The 19,320-nt window shown below is 58.7% G+C and carries 18 protein-coding genes; 13 read left to right on the forward strand and 5 right to left on the reverse strand.

What is annotated here, in order from left to right; all coding sequences use genetic code 11:
- Window position 1: 1 nt before the first annotated feature.
- Complete coding sequence (gene murU, locus KVG88_RS14350; RefSeq protein ID WP_217871857.1) at window positions 2–673, reverse strand: N-acetylmuramate alpha-1-phosphate uridylyltransferase MurU; 672 nt, start codon at window positions 671–673, stop codon at window positions 2–4.
- Window positions 670–1,689, reverse strand: a complete 1,020-nt coding sequence (locus KVG88_RS14355) for an aminoglycoside phosphotransferase family protein (RefSeq protein WP_217871858.1) — start codon at window positions 1,687–1,689, stop codon at window positions 670–672. Before KVG88_RS14355 ends, murU begins: the two co-directional genes overlap by 4 nt.
- 130 nt (window positions 1,690–1,819) lie before the next feature.
- On the opposite strand from KVG88_RS14355, the gene KVG88_RS14360 reads away from it, so the two are divergent.
- From KVG88_RS14360 to KVG88_RS14410, 11 genes are all read left to right on the forward strand, one after another.
- Window positions 1,820–4,618, forward strand: coding sequence for an LPS-assembly protein LptD (locus tag KVG88_RS14360; protein WP_217871859.1), 2,799 nt, complete (start codon window positions 1,820–1,822; stop codon window positions 4,616–4,618).
- Entirely contained in the window at window positions 4,593–5,915 is a 1,323-nt protein-coding gene (gene surA, locus KVG88_RS14365; protein WP_217871860.1) for a peptidylprolyl isomerase SurA, read from the forward strand. Before KVG88_RS14360 ends, surA begins: the two co-directional genes overlap by 26 nt.
- On the forward strand, window positions 5,912–6,901 hold the full coding sequence (pdxA, locus tag KVG88_RS14370) for a 4-hydroxythreonine-4-phosphate dehydrogenase PdxA (protein ID WP_217871861.1): 990 nt from the start codon (window positions 5,912–5,914) through the stop codon (window positions 6,899–6,901). The genes surA and pdxA overlap by 4 nt, the downstream gene beginning before the upstream one ends.
- The gene (rsmA, locus tag KVG88_RS14375; protein ID WP_150703833.1) at window positions 6,898–7,716 is read left to right on the forward strand and encodes a 16S rRNA (adenine(1518)-N(6)/adenine(1519)-N(6))-dimethyltransferase RsmA; all 819 of its coding nucleotides are present in this window, start codon (window positions 6,898–6,900) and stop codon (window positions 7,714–7,716) included. Before pdxA ends, rsmA begins: the two co-directional genes overlap by 4 nt.
- A gap of 123 nt (window positions 7,717–7,839) precedes the next feature.
- Window positions 7,840–8,220 carry a Co2+/Mg2+ efflux facilitator ApaG/CorD gene (apaG, locus tag KVG88_RS14380; protein ID WP_150703834.1) on the forward strand — a complete coding sequence of 127 codons (381 nt, stop codon included), beginning with the start codon at window positions 7,840–7,842 and terminating at the stop codon, window positions 8,218–8,220.
- Window positions 8,220–9,104: a symmetrical bis(5'-nucleosyl)-tetraphosphatase gene (locus KVG88_RS14385; protein ID WP_217871862.1), complete on the forward strand. Its 885-nt coding sequence runs from the start codon at window positions 8,220–8,222 to the stop codon at window positions 9,102–9,104. The genes apaG and KVG88_RS14385 overlap by 1 nt, the downstream gene beginning before the upstream one ends.
- 33 nt (window positions 9,105–9,137) lie before the next feature.
- Window positions 9,138–9,467, forward strand: a complete 330-nt coding sequence (glpE, locus tag KVG88_RS14390; protein ID WP_217871863.1) for a thiosulfate sulfurtransferase GlpE — start codon at window positions 9,138–9,140, stop codon at window positions 9,465–9,467.
- A gap of 297 nt (window positions 9,468–9,764) precedes the next feature.
- Window positions 9,765–11,687 carry a PrkA family serine protein kinase gene (locus KVG88_RS14395; RefSeq protein WP_007980217.1) on the forward strand — a complete coding sequence of 641 codons (1,923 nt, stop codon included), beginning with the start codon at window positions 9,765–9,767 and terminating at the stop codon, window positions 11,685–11,687.
- Window positions 11,688–11,827: 140 nt separating this feature from the next.
- Window positions 11,828–13,099, forward strand: coding sequence for a YeaH/YhbH family protein (locus KVG88_RS14400; protein WP_150703837.1), 1,272 nt, complete (start codon window positions 11,828–11,830; stop codon window positions 13,097–13,099).
- Window positions 13,096–14,658, forward strand: coding sequence for a SpoVR family protein (locus KVG88_RS14405; RefSeq protein ID WP_150703838.1), 1,563 nt, complete (start codon window positions 13,096–13,098; stop codon window positions 14,656–14,658). The genes KVG88_RS14400 and KVG88_RS14405 overlap by 4 nt, the downstream gene beginning before the upstream one ends.
- A gap of 63 nt (window positions 14,659–14,721) precedes the next feature.
- Window positions 14,722–15,945: a multifunctional CCA addition/repair protein gene (locus KVG88_RS14410; RefSeq protein ID WP_217871864.1), complete on the forward strand. Its 1,224-nt coding sequence runs from the start codon at window positions 14,722–14,724 to the stop codon at window positions 15,943–15,945.
- Window positions 15,946–16,031: 86 nt separating this feature from the next.
- Here the strand turns inward: KVG88_RS14410 and folK are convergent, their stop codons facing one another.
- On the reverse strand, window positions 16,032–16,550 hold the full coding sequence (folK, locus tag KVG88_RS14415; protein ID WP_217871865.1) for a 2-amino-4-hydroxy-6-hydroxymethyldihydropteridine diphosphokinase: 519 nt from the start codon (window positions 16,548–16,550) through the stop codon (window positions 16,032–16,034).
- Window positions 16,541–16,897, reverse strand: coding sequence for a dihydroneopterin aldolase (gene folB, locus KVG88_RS14420; RefSeq protein ID WP_150703841.1), 357 nt, complete (start codon window positions 16,895–16,897; stop codon window positions 16,541–16,543). The genes folK and folB overlap by 10 nt, the downstream gene beginning before the upstream one ends.
- Window positions 16,898–16,971: 74 nt before the next feature.
- On the opposite strand from folB, the gene plsY reads away from it, so the two are divergent.
- Window positions 16,972–17,541, forward strand: a complete 570-nt coding sequence (gene plsY, locus KVG88_RS14425; protein WP_150703842.1) for a glycerol-3-phosphate 1-O-acyltransferase PlsY — start codon at window positions 16,972–16,974, stop codon at window positions 17,539–17,541.
- Between the two features lie 23 nt (window positions 17,542–17,564).
- Here the strand turns inward: plsY and tsaD are convergent, their stop codons facing one another.
- Window positions 17,565–18,590: a tRNA (adenosine(37)-N6)-threonylcarbamoyltransferase complex transferase subunit TsaD gene (gene tsaD / locus KVG88_RS14430; protein WP_150703843.1), complete on the reverse strand. Its 1,026-nt coding sequence runs from the start codon at window positions 18,588–18,590 to the stop codon at window positions 17,565–17,567.
- Window positions 18,591–18,789: 199 nt separating this feature from the next.
- Between tsaD and rpsU the strand changes: the two genes are divergently transcribed.
- Window positions 18,790–19,005 carry a 30S ribosomal protein S21 gene (gene rpsU, locus KVG88_RS14435; protein ID WP_002551877.1) on the forward strand — a complete coding sequence of 72 codons (216 nt, stop codon included), beginning with the start codon at window positions 18,790–18,792 and terminating at the stop codon, window positions 19,003–19,005.
- The last annotated feature ends 315 nt before the right edge of the window (window positions 19,006–19,320 follow it).

Raw genomic sequence — 19,320 nt, forward strand, 5'->3', positions numbered from 1 at the left:
CTCAGCGTCTCGCTTCGATCAAGGTTTCCGCTTCCGCCAGGCGTTCATGAGTGCCGACATCCACCCACAACCCGTTCAGGCGTTCGCCGGACACCTGCCCGTTTGCCATCGCGGTGCGTAGCAGCGGCGCCAGTTTGAACGCCCCGGCAGAGCAACCGTCGAACAACTGCGGGTGCAGTACCGCGATGCCGCTGTAGGTCAGGGTTGCGGCATCCGTTTGACCGTCGCGGACCTGCCCATCGATCAACTGAAAGTCGCCGTTCGGGTGATGGGCCGGGTTGGTCGCCAGCACCAGATGGGCCAGACCGGCGATAGGTTGATGCAGCACGCTGAAGTCGTAATCGGTCCAGATGTCGCCATTGACCACGACAAAGGCGTCATCCCCCAACAGCGGCAACGCGCGGAAAATTCCGCCACCGGTCTCCAGCGGCTCGCCTTCCGGCGAGTACTGGATGCTCACGCCATAGCGCGAACCGTCGCCCAGGTAATCTTCGATCTGCTGACCCAGCCAGGCATGGTTGATCACGATCTGGGTAAATCCGGCGGCGGCCAGCGCGCGCAGGTGATACTCGATCAGCGGTACTCCGCCCGCGCGCACCAGCGGCTTTGGCGTGGTCAGGGTCAGCGGGCGCATGCGCTCGCCTTTGCCCGCCGCGAGAATCATCGCCTTCATGCTTTCACTCCAGCACGCAGACTGGCCAGCAATACATCCAGTTCCGCCAATTCAGGGCGGCGGGCGATCACTGCATCTATATAGGCAAAGAAACGCGGCACATCCGCCAAGTAGCGCGGTTTGCCGTCGCGGTGGCAGATGCGGGCGAAGATGCCGATCACCTTCAGGTGACGTTGCACGCCCATCAGATCACTGGCGCGCAGGAAATCTTCAAAATCCGGCTGCACCGGGATATTCAACGCCGATGCCTGCTGCCAGTAACTCTGCAGCCAGCCGCGCACGCGCTCTTCGGGCCAGCTGAGGAACGCATCCTTGAACAGGCAGGTCACGTCGTAGGTCACCGGGCCGTAGACCGCATCCTGGAAATCCAGCACACCGGGATTCGGCTCGCTGATCATCAGGTTGCGCGGCATGTAGTCGCGATGAACCAGGACCTTTGGCTGAGCCAGCGCGCTGTCGATCAACAAATCACTGACTTGCTGCCAGAGCACTTGCTGCGCGGCGTCCAACTCGATGCCCAATTCGCGCTTCACATACCACTCGGGGAACAGTTCGAGCTCGCGACGCAACAATGCCACGTCATAGCTTGGCAGGGGTGCGACCATCGGCAACTGCTGAAAAGCCAGCAGCGCTTGCAGGGCGTCCTTGAACAAATCGTCGGCATTTTCGCTGTCGATCACGTCCAGATAGGTCTTGTTGCCCAAGTCATTAAGCAAAAGAAATCCGCGCTCGAGGTCTTCGGCATAAATTTTCGGCACATTTATTCCGGATTTCGCCAGCAAAAAAGCGATATCCACGAAGGGTTTGCAGTTTTCCTGGGGCGGTGGCGCGTCCATTACGACGAAACTTCTACCGGCGCCTTCCCAACGAAAATATCGCCGGAAACTCGCGTCGCTACTGGCCGCGGTCAACGTGGCCGGGGGTACGGCACCCCAGCCCTGTTCCGCAAAAAGGATTGCCAACTGCTCATCGAGCCAAACTTTCAGGTGTTGCAAACGTACATCTTGGTCAGGCATTGCAAGGGTCTCCGACGGCGCTAGCCGTCAAGCGGGTCATGCTTTATTATCCAGCATCTTTTTCAGACCATCGAGAGGCGTGCGGCCCACACCGCGGGCAGATGGCACGCAGGAAGCCCGGACTAATAAGATGGCATTGAAATCCCCCGCGTTTCGTAAAAAATTTCCGTTGTTGGTAACCGGCAGTCTGCTGGCCTTGCAACCCCTCGCCACTTCCTTCGTGGTCGCCGCGGAACAGTATGACTGCTCAGTCTCTGCTTCGGGTGCCTGGGACTGTGCGCCAAAGTCGCCGGCGGCTGCATTGCCTCCGCGTCCGGTGCATGACGGTAGCGCCGTTTCCGCGACCGGTGAAACCCCGGCCGAGGAAGGTACCAGCGAAGACACCGGTGCCAAGACTGCACTGGTGACCGAGTCCAAGGGCCGAGGCCTGAAGTCGCGTAGCGAAGACTACAGTCACCTCGACTGGGTTCCCCGCGAGCAGCTCACCGCAGCGCAACTGGCTGAAACCGGTCCTTATTGCTCTGGTTCCTATATCGAACCGATTCGTCCTGGCATGAATGACAAGACGAATAAAAGCGACGCGCCCACCTTTATCGGCGCGAAAGCTTCGCGCTATAAGCAGGATGAGCAAGTTGCCACCTTGGCCGGTGACGTGGTCATGCGTCAGGGCAGCATGCAGGTCGAAGCCGACGAAGCCAACCTTTACCAGGCCGAGAGCCGTGGTGAGCTGAGCGGTAACGTGCGCATTCGCGACAACGGTGCCCTGATCGTGGGCGACCACGCCGACGTGCAGCTCGACACTGGTGAAGCGAAGGTCGACAACGCCGAATACGTGATGCACAAATCCCGTATCCGCGGTAACGCGCTGTACGCCAAACGTGCCGAGAACGCCATCATCCGCCTCAAGGATGGTACGTACACCACGTGTGAACCGAACAGCAACGCCTGGCAGCTCAAGGGCAACAACATCACCCTGAACCCAGCCACCGGCTTCGGTACCGCGACCAACGTGACACTGCGGGTCAAGGACATTCCGGTCCTGTACACGCCGTACATCTATTTCCCGATCGACGACCGTCGCCAGTCCGGCTTCCTGCCGCCGACCATCGGCAGCGGCACCGATACCGGCTTCCTGCTGGTCACTCCGTACTACTTCAACCTGGCACCGAACTACGATGCCACGTTGTACCCACGCTACATGAGCAAGCGCGGCTTGTTGATGGAAGGCGAATTCCGCTACCTGACCAAGTCCAGCGAAGGTCAGTTCGGCGCCGCTTACCTCAACGACGAAGAGGACGAGCGCAAGCTGCAGACCGACTACGAAAAAACCCGCTACATGTACAACTGGCAGCACAAGGGTGGTCTGGACTCGCGTGTCTTCACGCAAGTCGACTACACCAAGATCAGCGATCCTTATTACTTCCAGGATCTGCAGACTGACCAGATCGGGGTTAAAAGCTCGGACTTCGTGAACCAGCAGGGCTCCGTCAGCTACCGCGGCGATAGCTACACCGCTCGCATCAACGCACAGGCGTATCAGCTGGCAACCGTCTCCAACATCACGCCGTATGACCGTTTGCCGCAAATCACCTTTGATGGTGCGCTGCCGATGCATCCAGGCGGCCTGGATTTCAGCTACAACACTGAAATCGTTCGGTTTGACCGGGATCTGCAAAACGGTAGCTTCACCGACGAAGATGGCAATGTATCCCCGCGCCTCGACACCAACGTTCAAGGTCTGGCCCGCGCCACCGGTGATCGCCTCAACCTTGCACCGGCTGTAAGCTTGCCGATGCAGGCGTCTTATGGCTACATAACGCCAAAGCTCAAGTACCAGTACACGCAATACCAACTGGACCTGGACAGCATCGGCAAAAACCAGATTGCTGCGCAGACTGCAGAACAGAACCAGCTGAATGGCACGTTTGACAGCAACCAAAACCGCGGCGTACCGATCGCCAGCATCGACAGTGGTCTGTACTTCGATCGCAACACCCAATGGTTTGGCAAGAATTATCGCCAGACCCTCGAACCGCGCCTGTTCTACCTGTATGTCCCGGAAAAGGATCAGGAAGACATCCCGGTATTCGACACCAGTGAATACACCTTCAACTATGCGTCGCTGTTCCGTGACAACCGCTTCTCCGGCGCCGACCGTGTCGGTGACGAGAACAAATTGTCCCTGGGCGTGACCAGCCGCTGGATCGAAGACAACGGTTTCGAGCGCCAACGCGTCAGCGTCGGCCAGGCTCTGTACTTCAAGGATCGTGAAGTTCAGTTGCCGGGCATTGATGCAAAAACCCGCGATGACGCACAGTCCAACGTTTCTCCTTACGCGCTGGAGTACGAATACCGCTTCAACCGTGACTGGCGCACCACAGCTGACTACAACTGGGACCCGGACAGCCGCAGCCCTCGCTCGGGCAGCGCGATGTTCCACTACCAGCCTGAAGACAACCCGAACAAGGTCATCAACGCTGGCTATCGCTATCGCAATGACCAGGTCCGTTACGACCAGAACACCGGTAAATGGCAAGTGGGCGGTGGTGACTATGGCACCCCGGGCCAGCCAGGTTATGTGAAGGATTACTACAAGATCCAACAGCACGACTTCTCGGTCATCTGGCCGATCGTGCCGCAATGGAACGCCATCAGCCGCTGGCAGTACGACTACAACCGCAACCGTACGCTGGAAGCCTTCGGTGGTTTCGAGTACGACAACTGCTGCTGGAAACTGCGCCTGATCAACCGTTACTGGGTTTCCTACGACGAATTCAGTCAGGAAGCACCGCAAAACGAAAAAGGCGACCACGGCGTCTTCCTCCAAATTGTTCTGAAGGGACTCGGCGGCCTGACTGGCGCCAAAGTAGAGAGCTTCCTCGACAAAGGCATCCAAGGTTATCGTGAACGTGAAGACCAAGCTTTCTGATTGTCTGCGCCCGCTGTTGCTGGGCGCGCTGTTCCTGGGTACCGCGGCTAACGCCGCGGTACAGTCCATCGATAAAGTGGTGGCCATTGTCGATAACGACGTGGTCATGCAGAGCCAACTGGACCAGCGCGTCCATGAAGTTCAGCAAACCATCGCCAAGCGCGGCACTGCCGTGCCACCGGCCAGCGTACTGGAGCAACAGGTGCTTGAGCGCCTGATCGTCGAGAACCTGCAATTGCAGATCGGCGAACGCTCCGGCATCCGCATTACCGATGAAGAACTGAACCAGGCTGTTGGCACTATCGCCCAGCGCAACAATATGTCGGTCGACCAGTTCCGCGCCGCCCTGACCCGCGACGGCCTGTCTTACGACGACGCTCGTGACCAGATCCGCCGCGAAATGGTCATCAGCCGTGTGCGTCAGCGCCGTGTGGCCGAACGCATCCAGGTCTCCGAGCAGGAAGTGAAGAACTTCCTGGCTTCTGACCTTGGCAAAATGCAGCTGTCGGAAGAGTTCCGCCTGGCCAACATCCTGATCCCAACGCCGGAAAGCGCCAACTCCGACGCGATTCAGAATGCTGCCAAACAGGCTGACGCGATTTATCAGCAGCTCAAGCAAGGCGCTGACTTCGGTCAACTGGCCATCGCCAAATCCGCCAGTGAAACTGCTCTGGAAGGCGGCGACATGGGCTGGCGTAAAGCCGCCCAACTGCCACCTCCTTTCGATCGTCTGCTGAGCAGCATGACCGTCGGCGACGTGACCCAGCCAATGCGCACGCCGGGCGGCTTCATCATCTTGAAGATCCTCGACAAGCGTGGCGGCGAAACCCAGATGCGCGATGAAGTGCACGTGCGTCACATTCTGGTCAAACCGAGCCCGATCCGCGACGAAGCTAAAACCAAGGCGCTGGTTGAATCGCTCTACACCCGTATCGAAGCGGGCGAAGACTTCGGCGAACTGGCGAAAAGCTATTCGGAAGACCCGGGTTCTGCGCTCAACGGCGGCGACTTGAGCTGGATCGACCCGAACGCCCTGGTTCCGGAGTTCCGCGAAGTGATGGCCAAGACCCCACAAGGTCAACTGTCCAAGCCGTTCCAGACTCAATATGGCTGGCACGTACTGGAAGTCCTTGGCCGTCGCGCCACCGATAGCACCACCCAGGCTCGTGAGCAACAAGCCATGACCGTACTGCGCAACCGCAAATACGATGAAGAGCTGCAAACCTGGCTGCGTCAGATCCGTGACGAAGCGTACGTAGAAATCAAACTCCCTGGCGCCGACCAGGCAGCGCAGTGAAACCCAAACGTTTCGCGCTGACACCCGGCGAACCGGCCGGCATAGGTCCAGACCTGTGCCTGCTGCTCGCCTCGCAAGCCCAGCCACACCCCCTGATTGCCATCACCAGCCGCGACCTGCTCCTTGAGCGGGCCGCGCAGCTCGGTGTGGCCGTCGACTTGTTGCCGGTTACGCCGGACAACTGGCCAGACCTGCCTGCACCAGCCAACAGTTTGTATGTCTGGGATACACCGCTGAACGCCAAGGTCATCGCGGGGCAACTGGACAAGGCCAATGCGGCTTTCGTTCTTGAAACCCTGACCCGCGCCGGCCAAGGCTGCCTGGACGGACACTTTGCCGGCATGATCACCGCCCCGGTGCATAAGGGTGTGATCAATGAATCCGGAATCGCCTTCTCAGGGCACACTGAATTCCTCGCCGACCTGACCCATACCGCGCAAGTGGTGATGATGCTCGCCACCCGCGGTTTGCGCGTGGCACTGGTCACGACCCACCTGCCCCTTCGCGAGATCGCCGATGCGATCACTCCCGAGCGCCTGGAACGGGTCACGCGAATTCTGCATACCGATCTGCAAGAAAAGTTCGGCATCGCCCAGCCGCGCATCCTGGTGTGCGGGCTCAACCCCCACGCTGGCGAAGGCGGACATCTGGGCCATGAAGAAATCGATATCATCGAACCCACATTAGAGCGCCTGCGCGGCGAAGGCATGGACCTGCGCGGTCCGCTGCCCGCCGACACTCTGTTTACCCCCAAATATCTGGAGCACTGCGACGCAGTGCTGGCGATGTACCACGACCAGGGTCTGCCTGTGCTGAAATACAAAGGCTTCGGCGCGGCAGTCAACGTGACCCTCGGCCTGCCGATCATCCGCACCTCGGTCGACCACGGCACCGCCCTGGACTTGGCCGGGAGCGGCAAGATCGACACCGGCAGCCTGCAAGTCGCCCTGGAAACCGCCTACCAGATGGCCGAGACCCGTTTATGACCGAGCAATACCAACACAAGGCCCGCAAGCGCTTTGGCCAGAACTTCCTGCACGATGCCGGCGTTATCGACCGCATTCTGCGCTCCATTCATGCCAAGGCAGATGATCGCCTGCTGGAAATCGGCCCGGGCCAGGGTGCCCTCACCCAAGGCCTGCTCAGCAGCGGGGCGCAACTCGACGTAGTGGAACTGGACAAGGACCTGATCCCGATCCTCAACCAGCAGTTCGCCGACAAGAGCAATTTCAACCTGCACCAGGGTGATGCGCTGAAGTTTGACTTCAATAGCCTGAACGCTGCGCCTGGCAGCCTGCGCGTGGTCGGCAATCTGCCGTACAACATCTCCACGCCGCTGATTTTCCACCTGCTGCACAACTCCCACCTGATCCGCGACATGCACTTCATGCTGCAAAAAGAAGTGGTCGAGCGTCTGGCGGCAGGCCCAGGTGGTGGTGATTGGGGCCGGTTGTCGATCATGGTTCAGTATCACTGCCGGGTTGAGCATCTGTTCAACGTCGGTCCGGGTGCGTTCAACCCGCCACCAAAAGTAGACTCGGCCATCGTGCGCCTGGTGCCTCACGCCGTGTTGCCGCACCCTGCCAAAGACCACAAACTGCTGGAGCGCGTTGTGCGCGAAGCCTTCAACCAGCGCCGCAAAACCCTGCGCAACACCCTCAAGCTACTGCTGAGCAACGCCGAAATCGAAGCCGCCGGCGTCGATGGCAGCCTGCGTCCCGAGCAGCTCGATCTGGCTGCTTTCGTGCGCCTCGCCGACAAGCTCAGCGAGCAACCGCTGCAAAAGCCAGCGGACGCCTGACAGCGCCGATGCGTTATCGGGTAGGACACCAGCGCCCATGTCTGGTTTACTACCCGGTACTTGGCCTAGACTGAACCTCATCAGCTACGCCCCGCGTCCCGCTTCGTTTTTAAGGCCTCTTGCATGTCCGATCCTCGTTATCAGGTCGACGTCAGCGTCGTCACCCGCTATCTGGCAGAACAATCGCAACCCGAACACGACCGCTTTGCCTTCGCCTATACCATCACCGTACAAAACAATGGTCTGATACCGGCCAAGCTGTTGTCACGGCACTGGGTGATTACCGATGGCGACGGACACGTTGAAGAGGTGCGTGGCGCGGGCGTGGTTGGCCAGCAGCCGCTGATCGAGGTGGGCAAGAGCCACACCTACAGTAGCGGCACGGTCATGACCACCAAGGTCGGCACCATGCAGGGCAGCTATCAGATGATTGCCGACGACGGTAAACACTTCGATGCGCTCATTGCGCCGTTCCGCCTGGCAGTGCCGGGGTCGTTGCACTGATGGCAACGTATGCCGTCGGCGACCTGCAAGGCTGCCTTGAAGCGCTGCAGTGCCTGCTCAAACAAGTTGCTTTCGATCCAGCCAAGGATCATTTGTGGCTGGTCGGCGACCTGGTCAACCGTGGCCCGCAATCGCTCGAAACCTTGCGCTTCCTCTATAGCATCCGTGAATCGCTGGTGTGCGTGCTCGGCAACCATGACCTGCACCTGCTGGCCGCCGGGCGAAACATCGAACGCCTGAAGAAAGGCGACACGCTGCGCGAAATCATCGAAGCCCCCGATTGCGCCGAGTTGCTGGACTGGTTACGCCAGCAAAAGCTCATGCATTACGACGAACAACGAAACACCGCACTGGTGCACGCAGGCATTCCACCGCAGTGGTCCTTGCGCAAGGCCCTGAAGTGCGCGGACGAAGTCGAAACCGCGCTGCGTGACGATAACCTGCTCCCGCCTTACCTTGATGGCATGTACGGCAATGATCCGGCGAAATGGGACAACGACCTCAAAGGCGTTACGCGCCTGCGGGTAATCACCAACTATTTCACGCGGATGCGCTTCTGTACGGCCGAGGGCAAACTCGACCTCAAGAGCAAGGAAGGCCTCGGTACCGCGCCAGCAGGCTACAAGCCCTGGTTCCAGCACAAGGAACGCAAGACCAAGGACCTGAAGATCATCTTCGGTCACTGGGCTGCACTGGAAGGCAAAGTCGATGATCCAGGGATCTTCGCGCTGGACACTGGCTGTGTCTGGGGCGGCGCCCTGACACTGATGAATGTCGACACCCTTGAACGCCTGTCCTGCAAATGCGACGAGCACGGCCATGCCGCTGCGCCACCAGTCGCCCCACCCATTTCCGAACCATCGTCAGTCAGCGCTCCGCGTTAGACTGCGCTTACAGCCGAACCACAGGAACCCGCCATGAGCGAATTCAAACGCATTCCCCCGGAACAGGCCCAGACCCTGCGCGAACAAGGCGCCGTGGTGGTCGACGTCCGTGATCCAGCCACTTTCGCGGCCCTGCACATCAGCGGCTCGAAGCACCTGGACAACCATTCCCTGCACGCCTTCATCCAGGGCGCCGACCTCGACGCACCGACCGTGGTGGTTTGCTACCACGGCAACTCCAGCCAAGGCGCTGCCGCCTACCTGGTCAGCCAGGGCTTCTCCGACGTTTACAGCATGGATGGCGGTTTTGAGCTGTGGCGCACGACGTATCCTTCAGAAACGGCGCAAGGCACTTCCGAATAATTTTTTTGTAACACGCAAGCCCGCGGCTGCCGTGGGCTCGCGCGGTGGCAGACGAACGGTCTGCCACAACTAATTACGTATCTCGCCTTTACCTCCTGAATTCCCAACTATCCTTAAGCGCAGGCCATCCAAAACAGGGGAGAGCCGGTACACCGGCGCGCGGATCATCGGGAGTAGCTTTCGGAGGCGTCAGCTTCGAAAGGTTTCTGGGGGGTAAACAGCGACTGCCTGTTCGGTTGCTGCCAGCATCGACTGAATGATCCGGCGTCGGCTCCACGTATCGAGCGAGGTGACGTCATGAGTATCTTTAGCCACTTCCAACAACGTTTCGAGTCCACACGCCAGGAAGAACTCTCGCTGCAAGAGTATCTTGAGCTGTGCAAAAAGGACCGCAGCGCCTACGTTTCCGCCGCCGAGCGTTTGTTGCTGGCCATCGGTGAACCGGAGCTGCTCGACACCTCGACCAACTCGAGGCTGTCACGAATTTTCTCCAACAAGGTCATCCGACGCTATCCGGCCTTTGAAGACTTCCACGGGATGGAAGAATGCATCGACCAGATCGTGTCGTATTTCCGCCATGCCGCCCAAGGCCTGGAAGAGAAGAAACAAATCCTCTACCTGCTCGGCCCTGTCGGTGGCGGTAAATCGTCCCTGGCCGAGAAGCTCAAGCAACTGATGGAAAAAGTGCCCTTCTATGCCATCAAGGGCTCGCCGGTTTTCGAGTCGCCATTGGGGCTGTTCAACTCCACAGAAGATGGGGCCATCCTCGAGGAAGACTTCGGCATCCCACGGCGCTACCTCAACACCATCATGTCGCCATGGGCCACTAAACGCCTGGCCGAATTCGGTGGCGACATCAGTCAGTTCCGCGTGGTGAAACTCTACCCGTCGATCCTCAACCAGATCGCCGTGGCCAAAACCGAACCGGGCGACGAAAACAACCAGGACATCTCGGCACTGGTCGGTAAGGTCGATATTCGCAAACTGGAAGAATTCCCGCAGAACGACGCCGACGCTTACAGCTACTCGGGCGCACTGTGCCGGGCCAACCAGGGCCTGATGGAATTCGTCGAAATGTTCAAGGCACCGATCAAGGTGCTGCACCCACTGTTGACCGCCACCCAGGAAGGTAACTACAACAGTACCGAAGGTCTTGGCGCGATTCCGTTCACCGGGATCCTGCTCGCTCACTCCAACGAATCGGAATGGCACACCTTCCGCAACAACAAGAACAACGAGGCGTTCATCGACCGGATCTACATCGTCAAAGTGCCGTACTGCCTGCGGGTCAGCGACGAAGTGAAGATCTACGACAAACTGTTGTTCAACAGCTCGCTGGCCAAGGCCCATTGCGCGCCCGACACCTTGAAGATGCTGGCCCAGTTCACTGTTCTTTCGCGCCTGAAGGAGCCGGAAAACTCCAACATCTACTCGAAGATGCGCGTGTATGACGGCGAGAACCTCAAAGACACCGATCCGAAAGCCAAGTCGATCCAGGAATACCGCGACAACGCGGGTGTCGACGAGGGCATGAATGGCCTGTCGACCCGTTTCGCGTTCAAGATCCTGTCGAAGGTGTTCAACTTCGATCCGCACGAAATCGCCGCCAACCCGGTGCATCTGCTCTACGTGCTGGAGCAACAGATCGAGCAGGAACAGTTCCAGGCCGAGACCCGCGAACGCTACCTGCGCTTCCTCAAGGAGTATCTGGCACCGCGTTATATCGAATTCATCGGCAAGGAGATCCAGACTGCCTACCTCGAGTCTTACAGCGAGTACGGCCAGAACATCTTCGATCGTTACGTGCTGTACGCCGACTTCTGGATTCAGGACCAGGAATACCGCGACCCGGAAACCGGCGAAATCCTCAACCGCGTGGCATTGAACGAGGAGCTGGAAAAAATCGAAAAACCGGCCGGCATCAGCAATCCGAAGGATTTCCGCAACGAAATCGTCAACTTCGTCCTGCGTGCCCGGGCCAACAACAACGGCAAAAACCCAACCTGGCTCAGCTACGAAAAACTGCGGGTGGTTATCGAGAAGAAAATGTTCTCCAACACCGAGGACCTGCTGCCGGTCATCAGCTTCAATGCCAAGGCCAGCAAAGAGGACCAGCAGAAGCACAACGACTTCGTCACACGGATGGTCGAGCGGGGTTACACCGACAAACAGGTACGACTGCTGTCCGAGTGGTATCTGCGGGTCAGAAAATCACAGTGAGGCAGCGGCAAGCGGCAAGCTACAAGCCTCAAGCACACCGAGTGGGTGCTTGAGGCCCGTTTTTCCAGCCACCGCTTGCTTTGAAAGCTTTGAGCTTGCGGCTTGAAGCTTGTAACTGGAAGCTGCCCGGAGGGCTCCCTATGAGCTATGTGATCGACCGACGTCTCAATGGCAAGAACAAGAGCACGGTGAACCGTCAGCGGTTTCTGCGGCGTTACCGTGATCACATCAAAAAGGCTGTCGAAGAGGCGGTCAGTCGGCGCTCCATTACCGATATGGAGCACGGCGAGCAAATCAGCATTCCCGGTCGCGATATCGACGAGCCGGTGCTTCACCATGGTCGCGGAGGCAAACAGACGGTTGTCCACCCCGGCAACAAGGAATTCACCAGCGGCGAACATATCGCTCGCCCCCCGGGCGGCGGCGGCGGTCGAGGCCCCGGCAAGGCCGGCAATTCGGGTGAAGGGATGGACGAGTTCGTCTTCCAGATCACCCAGGAGGAATTTCTCGAATTCATGTTCGAGGACTTGGAGTTGCCGAACCTGGTCAAGCGCAACCTGACCGGCACCGACACCTTCAAGACCGTTCGCGCCGGTATCAGCAATGAAGGCAATCCCTCGCGCATCAACATCATCCGTACCCTGCGCTCGGCCCATGCACGGCGAATCGCCCTCTCCGGCAGCAGCCGCGCAAAACTGCGTGAGGCCAAAGAAGAACTTCTACGACTGAAGCTGGAAGAACCGGATAACTTCGGCGATATCCAGGAGCTCGAAGCGGAAATCGAAAAACTCAGCGCGCGCATTCATCGCGTACCTTTTCTCGACACGTTTGACCTCAAGTACAACCTGCTCATCAAACAACCCAATCCCAGCTCCAAGGCCGTGATGTTCTGCCTGATGGACGTGTCCGGTTCGATGACCCAAGCGACCAAGGACATCGCCAAGCGTTTCTTCATCCTGTTGTACCTGTTTCTCAAGCGTAACTACGACAAGATCGACGTCGTGTTCATCCGCCACCACACCAGTGCCCGCGAAGTGGATGAGGAGGAGTTTTTCTACTCCCGCGAAACCGGCGGCACCATCGTCTCCAGCGCTTTGAAGCTGATGCAGGAGATCATGGCCGAACGCTATCCGAGCAATGAGTGGAACATCTACGCCGCCCAGGCTTCCGACGGCGACAACTGGAATGACGATTCGCCGATCTGCCGCGACATCCTGATCAACCAGATCATGCCTTTCGTGCAGTACTACACTTACGTTGAGATAACCCCACGCGAACATCAGGCCCTGTGGTTCGAATACGAGCGCATCGCCGAAGCCTTTTCCGACACGTTTGCCCAGCAACAACTGGTCTCGGCCGGGGATATCTATCCGGTCTTCCGTGAACTCTTCCAGCGCAGGTTAGTGACATGACCGCCAAAGAGCAGAAGCGCCAACCCATTTCCACCGGCTCCGAATGGACGTTCGAGCTGATCCAGGCCTACGACCGCGAAATCAGTCGTATTGCGGCGGGGTACGCCCTCGACACTTACCCTAACCAGATCGAAGTGATCACCGCCGAACAGATGATGGACGCCTACGCCTCTGTCGGTATGCCGCTGGGTTATCACCACTGGTCCTACGGCAAACACTTCCTCAGCACTGAAAAGTCCTACAGTCGTGGCCAAATGGGGCTGGCCTACGAGATCGTGATCAACTCCGACCCGTGCATTGCCTACCTGATGGAAGAAAACACCATCTGCATGCAGGCGCTGGTGGTGGCCCATGCCTGCTACGGGCACAACAGTTTTTTCAAAGGCAACTACCTGTTCCGCACCTGGACCGACGCCAGTTCGATCATCGATTACCTGGTGTTTGCCAAGCAGTACATCATGCAGTGCGAAGAACGCCACGGCATCGACGCGGTGGAGGACCTGCTCGACTCCTGCCACGCCCTGATGAACTACGGCGTCGACCGCTACAAGCGTCCTTATCCGATTTCCGCCGAAGAGGAACGCCGCCGGCAAAAGGATCGGGAAGAACACCTGCAGAAACAGATCAACGATCTGTGGCGCACCATTCCCAAGGGCGCAGACAAGTACAGCGACAAGGACAATGCTCGCTTCCCCGCCGAGCCGCAGGAAAATATCCTGTACTTCATCGAAAAGCACGCGCCGCTGCTGGAACCCTGGCAGCGGGAAATCGTGCGCATCGTGCGCAAGATTGCCCAGTATTTCTACCCGCAACGCCAGACTCAGGTGATGAACGAGGGTTGGGCCACGTTCTGGCACTACACCCTGATGAATGACCTCTACGACGAAGGCCTGGTCACCGACGGCTTCATGATGGAGTTCCTGACGTCCCACACCAGCGTAGTGTTCCAGCCTGGTTTCGACAGCCCTTACTACAGTGGCATCAACCCCTACGCCCTCGGCTTTGCCATGTACCGCGACATCCGTCGTATGTGTGAAGAACCCACCGAAGAGGATTACCGCTGGTTCCCGGACATCGCCGGTACCGATTGGCTGGCCGCCATCAAGTTCGCCATGAGCAGCTTCAAGGATGAGAGTTTCATCCTGCAGTACCTGTCACCCAAGGTCATCCGCGACCTGAAACTGTTCAGCATTCTTGACGACGACCAAAAGGACGACCTGCTGGTTCCGGCGATTCACGACGAGGGTGGCTACCGCATCATTCGTGAAACCCTCGCCGCCCAGTACAACCTGGGTAATCGCGAGCCGAACGTGCAGATCTACAGCATCGACCGCCGCGGCGACCGTTCGCTGACCCTGCGCCACCAGCAACACGACCGCAAGCCGCTGGGAGAGTCCACCGAGGAAGTGCTCAAGCACCTGCACCGACTCTGGGGTTTCGACATCCACCTGGAAACCCTGCAAGGGGAACAGGTCATGAAAACTCACCACGTGCCGCCCAGAAACGAGCACAGCGAAGGTGATTACGGTCGACTGGACCTGGCCGTCATTCATCTTTGATTCGGTTTCGGCCTCCGAAAGCCCGACGCAACGGTTATCCTGTCGAGCTAACGGAGGTTTTTTATGCGGATTTATAAAGTCGGCGGTGCCGTACGCGATCGCCTGCTGGGCATTCCTGTCACGGACATCGACCGTGTGGTGGTCGGCGCCACCACCGAAGAGATGCTCGCCAAGGGCTTTCGTCCGGTCGGTGCGGATTTCCCGGTGTTTCTCCATCCCAAAACCGGTGAGGAATATGCCCTCGCCCGCACTGAACGCAAAAGCGGACGCGGCTATGGCGGCTTCACGTTCCACGCCAGCCCTGAAGTCACCCTTGAAGAAGATTTGATCCGCCGCGACCTGACGATCAACGCCATGGCCGAGGATGATCAGCAAAACCTGACCGATCCTTATCACGGTCAACGCGACCTGGAAGCGCGCATTCTTCGCCACGTTTCCCCCGCGTTTGCCGAAGATCCGCTCAGGGTCCTGCGAGTTGCCCGCTTTGCGGCTCGCTATGCCGGGCTCGGTTTTACCGTCGCCCCCGAAACACTGGAACTCATGCGCCAGCTCAGTCAGTCAGGCGAACTCCAAGCGTTGACCGCGGAACGGAGCTGGAAAGAAATTTCCCGTGCGCTGATGGAAGACCAGCCTCAGGTATTTATTGAAGTATTGCGTGCGTGCGATGCCCTGAAAGTGCTGATGCCAGAAGTCGACGCCCTGTTCGGCGTACCGCAACCTGAAGCTCATCACCCTGAAATCGACACCGGCGTGCACACCCTGAGTGTGCTGGAACAAGCCGCGAAGCATAAACAACCGCTGACCGTGCGCTGGGCCTGCCTGCTGCATGACCTGGGCAAAGGCCTGACACCTGAAGAAGAATGGCCGCGCCACATTGCCCACGAGTTCAAGGGACTGAAGCTGATCAAAGCGGTCAATGAACGCTTCAAGGCGCCAAGGGATTGTCAGGAACTGGCCTTGCTGGTGGGTGAATATCACACCCACGGGCATCGAGCACTGGAGTTGAAACCGTCGACCCTGCTGGAGTTGTTGCAGAGCTTCGACGTTTACCGACGGCCACAGCGATTCGAAGAGTTCATCGCCGCGTGCGAGATGGACGCTCGCGGACGCAAAGGACTGGAAGAAAGAAGTTACCCACAGGCGGATTATTTGCGCGGAGCGGCAACTGCGGCTCGCAGCGTCGCGGTTCAGCCGTTGCTGGAGAAGGGATTCAAAGGGCCGGAACTGGGTGAGGCGATCAAGCGTGAGCGACTGAAGGCACTGAAGGTTTACAAAGAAAAAGCCTGACCAGGTTAAAAGATCGCAGCCTTCGGCAGCTCCTACATAGATTGATGTGCCCTGTAGGAGCTGCCGAAGGCTGCGATCTTTTCGCTTTAAAGTAAATCAGAGGGCGTCAGCTGCTCACCGCGCCATTCGAAAGCCACTGGCGCCAAGACCTGATCGATCTGCGCCTCACCCCACAGCGTCGCAAAACTTTTTCCTACACCCGGGTGCACGCGATCCGGCGCAATGAGCGACAACGGCCACAGCACAAAAGCATTTTTCAGAATTTCTGCCCGCGGCAAGATCAAGCCATCGAAGTTGCCCACCAGATCGCCAAACAACAACACGTCGATATCCAACGGCAAACCTCGGCGATCCGGCGCGTAACGGCCGTTATCCGCCTCGATAAACTTCAAGCGACGATCCAGCTCAATCAACGGAAGGTCGGTATACGCCGATACCACGAAGTTGAAGAACGGCCCGCTCTTGATTCCCACCGGCTGGCTTTCGAAAACCGGCGAACAATGGATATCCACCAGGAAACCCGCCAAGGCGTCCAGGCCGGCCTGTAAATGGGTTTCGCGCTCGATATTGCTACCGAGACCGAGGTAAACCTGGGTTAGCGACATCCGCGCTCGATCTCCACACCCACGCCACCGATAGCGGCAGGAACGGCACCCGGCTTCGTCAGCTTGAGGCGCACCCAGGTGATTTTGAATTCGCTCATCAGCACTTCAACCAGGCGCTCAGCGAAAGTCTCGACCAACTGGAACTGCGCCTGCTCGGCAAAGGCCTGGATGCGCGACGAAACGCTCGCGTAGTCGAGCGCCAGGGTCAGATCGTCGCCGGCAGCGGCCGGGCGATTGTCCCAGGCGAAACTCAGATCAAGACGCAAGCACTGTCGGATGCCTCGCTCCCAGTCGTAGGCACCGATCACGGTATCGACTTCCAGGCCCTCGATAAACACTCTGTCCAAGCACTTCTCTCCGCTACACGACAAGGGCGCAATGCGCCGTTAGAATCAGGGCGTCCTCGCCCGGAATAGTTAGCATGTTTTGGTTACTGGCGATCCTCGCCTACCTGCTCGGCTCTCTGTCCTTCGCCATTTTGCTCAGCCGCCTGACCGGTAATCCCGATCCGCGAATGAGTGGCTCCGGCAATGCCGGCGCTACCAACATGCTGCGTCTGGTTGGCAAAAAACTCGCCATCCTGACCTTGCTAGGCGACCTCTTCAAAGGCCTGCTGCCCGTGCTGATCGCCGGTGTTGCGGGCCTTTCGCTACAGGATCAAGCCTGGATCGGCGTCTGCGCCGTTATCGGGCATCTGTTCCCGCTGTACTTTCGCTTTCGCGGTGGCAAGGGTGTCGCCACCGCTGCCGGGATGCTGCTGGGCCTGTATCCGCCGGCAGCACTGCTGGCGGTGTGCGCCTGGCTGCTGACGTTCTACCTGACCCGTACCAGCTCACTGGCGGCCTTGATCGCCACGCCACTGACCCTGCCGCTACTGGCCTGGCAAGAGCCGGCAGCCTTGCTGCCCATGAGCGCGCTCACGGGGCTGATCGTCTGGCGTCATCGCGGCAATCTACGCGACCTGTTTGCAGGGCGCGAACGGCATTTTTAGATGCCGGACATGAACGCTATTCATTACAAGGCCGACAGCTGCTCCATGGGCCAGCGTGCCTGCACGCTGATCGCCAGGCTTTCCTGCTGACCGGCCTTCAAGCGCTGGCAACCGGCAAACGCGATCATGGCGCCATTATCGGTGCAGAACTCAGGACGGGCATAAAAAACATCGCCCTTCATGTCCCCGAGCATTTTTTCCAGAGAAGCGCGTAGAGCCTTGTTGGCACTGACGCCCCCTGCGATCACCAGACGCTTCATGCCAGCCGCTTTCAACGCACGCTTGCACTTGATGGTCAAAGTCTCCACCACCGCCTGCTGGAACGCCAGAGCGATGTCGCAACGGGCTTGCTCGCCGTCGTCCCCGGCGCTGACGCACTGCTGCCAGGTATTCAGTGCGAAGGTTTTCAGGCCGCTGAAGCTGAAATCCAGACCCGGACGGTCGCACATCGGACGCGGGAAAACGAAACGTCCTGCAACGCCCTGCTCTGCCATGCGCGCGATTTCCGGGCCGCCCGGATATTGCAGACCCATCATCTTCGCTGTCTTGTCGAAAGCTTCGCCCGCCGCGTCATCGAGGGTCTCGCCCAACAGCGAGTACTGACCGATTCCATCGACCTGAACCAGCTGCGTATGTCCACCCGAGACCAACAAAGCGACGAACGGAAATTCCGGTGGTTGCGGCTCCAGCATCGGCGCCAGCAAGTGACCTTCCATGTGGTGCACGCCCAACGCCGGAATGCCCCAGGCAAAGGCCAGCGCCTGAGCGCAGGAAGCGCCCACCAGCAGTGCGCCAACAAGGCCAGGACCCGCGGTATAGGCGATCGCATCGATCTCGGTCGGCACGCAGTCGGCTTGCGCCAACACCTGACGAATCAAGGGCAGCATGCGTTTGACGTGATCGCGCGAAGCCAGCTCCGGCACCACACCGCCATAGGCGCGGTGCAGGTCGATCTGGCTGAACAGCGCGTCGGCCAGCAGGCCGCGTTCACTGTCATATAATGCGACACCGGTTTCGTCGCAGGAGGTTTCTAATCCCAGTACTAGCATGGGTTTGCGCCTTGTTTAGGCTGAATTCGAAGGCGCGCATAATAGTCGCCGCGTGATGCCCCGACCAGCGGTTTTCGATCAGAGGCTTTGCATTCCGAGCGATGAGGGGTTAACATCCGCAACCCTTAAAAACCGACGTCTTCAAGTGCTCTTTTGCCGCGAGGATGTTGACCCCGGTAATGAATGAAGGTAGCTCTGGATGCCAGCCGTCAAAGTAAAAGAGAACGAACCCTTCGACGTAGCTCTGCGTCGTTTCAAGCGCTCCTGCGAAAAAGCCGGTGTACTGGCTGAAGTTCGTAGCCGCGAATTTTACGAGAAGCCAACTTCTGAGCGTAAGCGCAAAGCAGCAGCCGCTGTTAAGCGTCACGCCAAGAAAGTTCAGCGCGAACAGCGCCGCGCCGTTCGTCTGTACTAATACACAGACGATCGTAGCAAGCTTCTGCCAAGCCCGGCCCTCAGCCGGGCTAATGGCATTTGCGTAAAACGCTTGATGCTTCACCGTCGACGCCGCAGATGCGACCGAGACAAATCTGCTTTATCACGTCAGACCTGGCTCTTTTGCCAGCGGTGCACGTCTTTTCTGACGAGCCTTTCAAGGCTACTGACGAGCACACCCACTGATTCCTCTCACGACGATCAGCCCAAGGCATCACTTGCATGCCACATGATGAGCTATCCGAGACCCTTGACGGGTCGCAGCCGGATTCAGCGCAACACTTTCAAATAGTCG

The sequence above is a fragment of the Pseudomonas azerbaijanoccidentalis genome (genome assembly GCF_019145495.1).
Taxonomy (GTDB): Bacteria; Pseudomonadota; Gammaproteobacteria; order Pseudomonadales; family Pseudomonadaceae; genus Aquipseudomonas; species Aquipseudomonas azerbaijanoccidentalis.

What these genes read in the sequence shown, in the direction of transcription:
- rsmA (WP_150703833.1), top strand. Translation starts at nt 6,898, where the DNA reads ATGACCGAGCAATACCAACACAAGGCCCGCAAGCGCTTTGGCCAGAAC.
- folK (WP_217871865.1), bottom strand. Translation starts at nt 16,550, where the DNA reads ATGTCGCTAACCCAGGTTTACCTCGGTCTCGGTAGCAATATCGAGCGC.
- KVG88_RS14385 (WP_217871862.1), top strand. Translation starts at nt 8,220, where the DNA reads ATGGCAACGTATGCCGTCGGCGACCTGCAAGGCTGCCTTGAAGCGCTG.
- rpsU (WP_002551877.1), top strand. Translation starts at nt 18,790, where the DNA reads ATGCCAGCCGTCAAAGTAAAAGAGAACGAACCCTTCGACGTAGCTCTG.
- KVG88_RS14405 (WP_150703838.1), top strand. Translation starts at nt 13,096, where the DNA reads ATGACCGCCAAAGAGCAGAAGCGCCAACCCATTTCCACCGGCTCCGAA.
- KVG88_RS14400 (WP_150703837.1), top strand. Translation starts at nt 11,828, where the DNA reads ATGAGCTATGTGATCGACCGACGTCTCAATGGCAAGAACAAGAGCACG.
- KVG88_RS14395 (WP_007980217.1), top strand. Translation starts at nt 9,765, where the DNA reads ATGAGTATCTTTAGCCACTTCCAACAACGTTTCGAGTCCACACGCCAG.
- glpE (WP_217871863.1), top strand. Translation starts at nt 9,138, where the DNA reads ATGAGCGAATTCAAACGCATTCCCCCGGAACAGGCCCAGACCCTGCGC.
- murU (WP_217871857.1), bottom strand. Translation starts at nt 673, where the DNA reads ATGAAGGCGATGATTCTCGCGGCGGGCAAAGGCGAGCGCATGCGCCCG.
- KVG88_RS14360 (WP_217871859.1), top strand. Translation starts at nt 1,820, where the DNA reads ATGGCATTGAAATCCCCCGCGTTTCGTAAAAAATTTCCGTTGTTGGTA.
- tsaD (WP_150703843.1), bottom strand. Translation starts at nt 18,590, where the DNA reads ATGCTAGTACTGGGATTAGAAACCTCCTGCGACGAAACCGGTGTCGCA.
- KVG88_RS14410 (WP_217871864.1), top strand. Translation starts at nt 14,722, where the DNA reads ATGCGGATTTATAAAGTCGGCGGTGCCGTACGCGATCGCCTGCTGGGC.
- apaG (WP_150703834.1), top strand. Translation starts at nt 7,840, where the DNA reads ATGTCCGATCCTCGTTATCAGGTCGACGTCAGCGTCGTCACCCGCTAT.
- KVG88_RS14355 (WP_217871858.1), bottom strand. Translation starts at nt 1,689, where the DNA reads ATGCCTGACCAAGATGTACGTTTGCAACACCTGAAAGTTTGGCTCGAT.
- plsY (WP_150703842.1), top strand. Translation starts at nt 16,972, where the DNA reads ATGTTTTGGTTACTGGCGATCCTCGCCTACCTGCTCGGCTCTCTGTCC.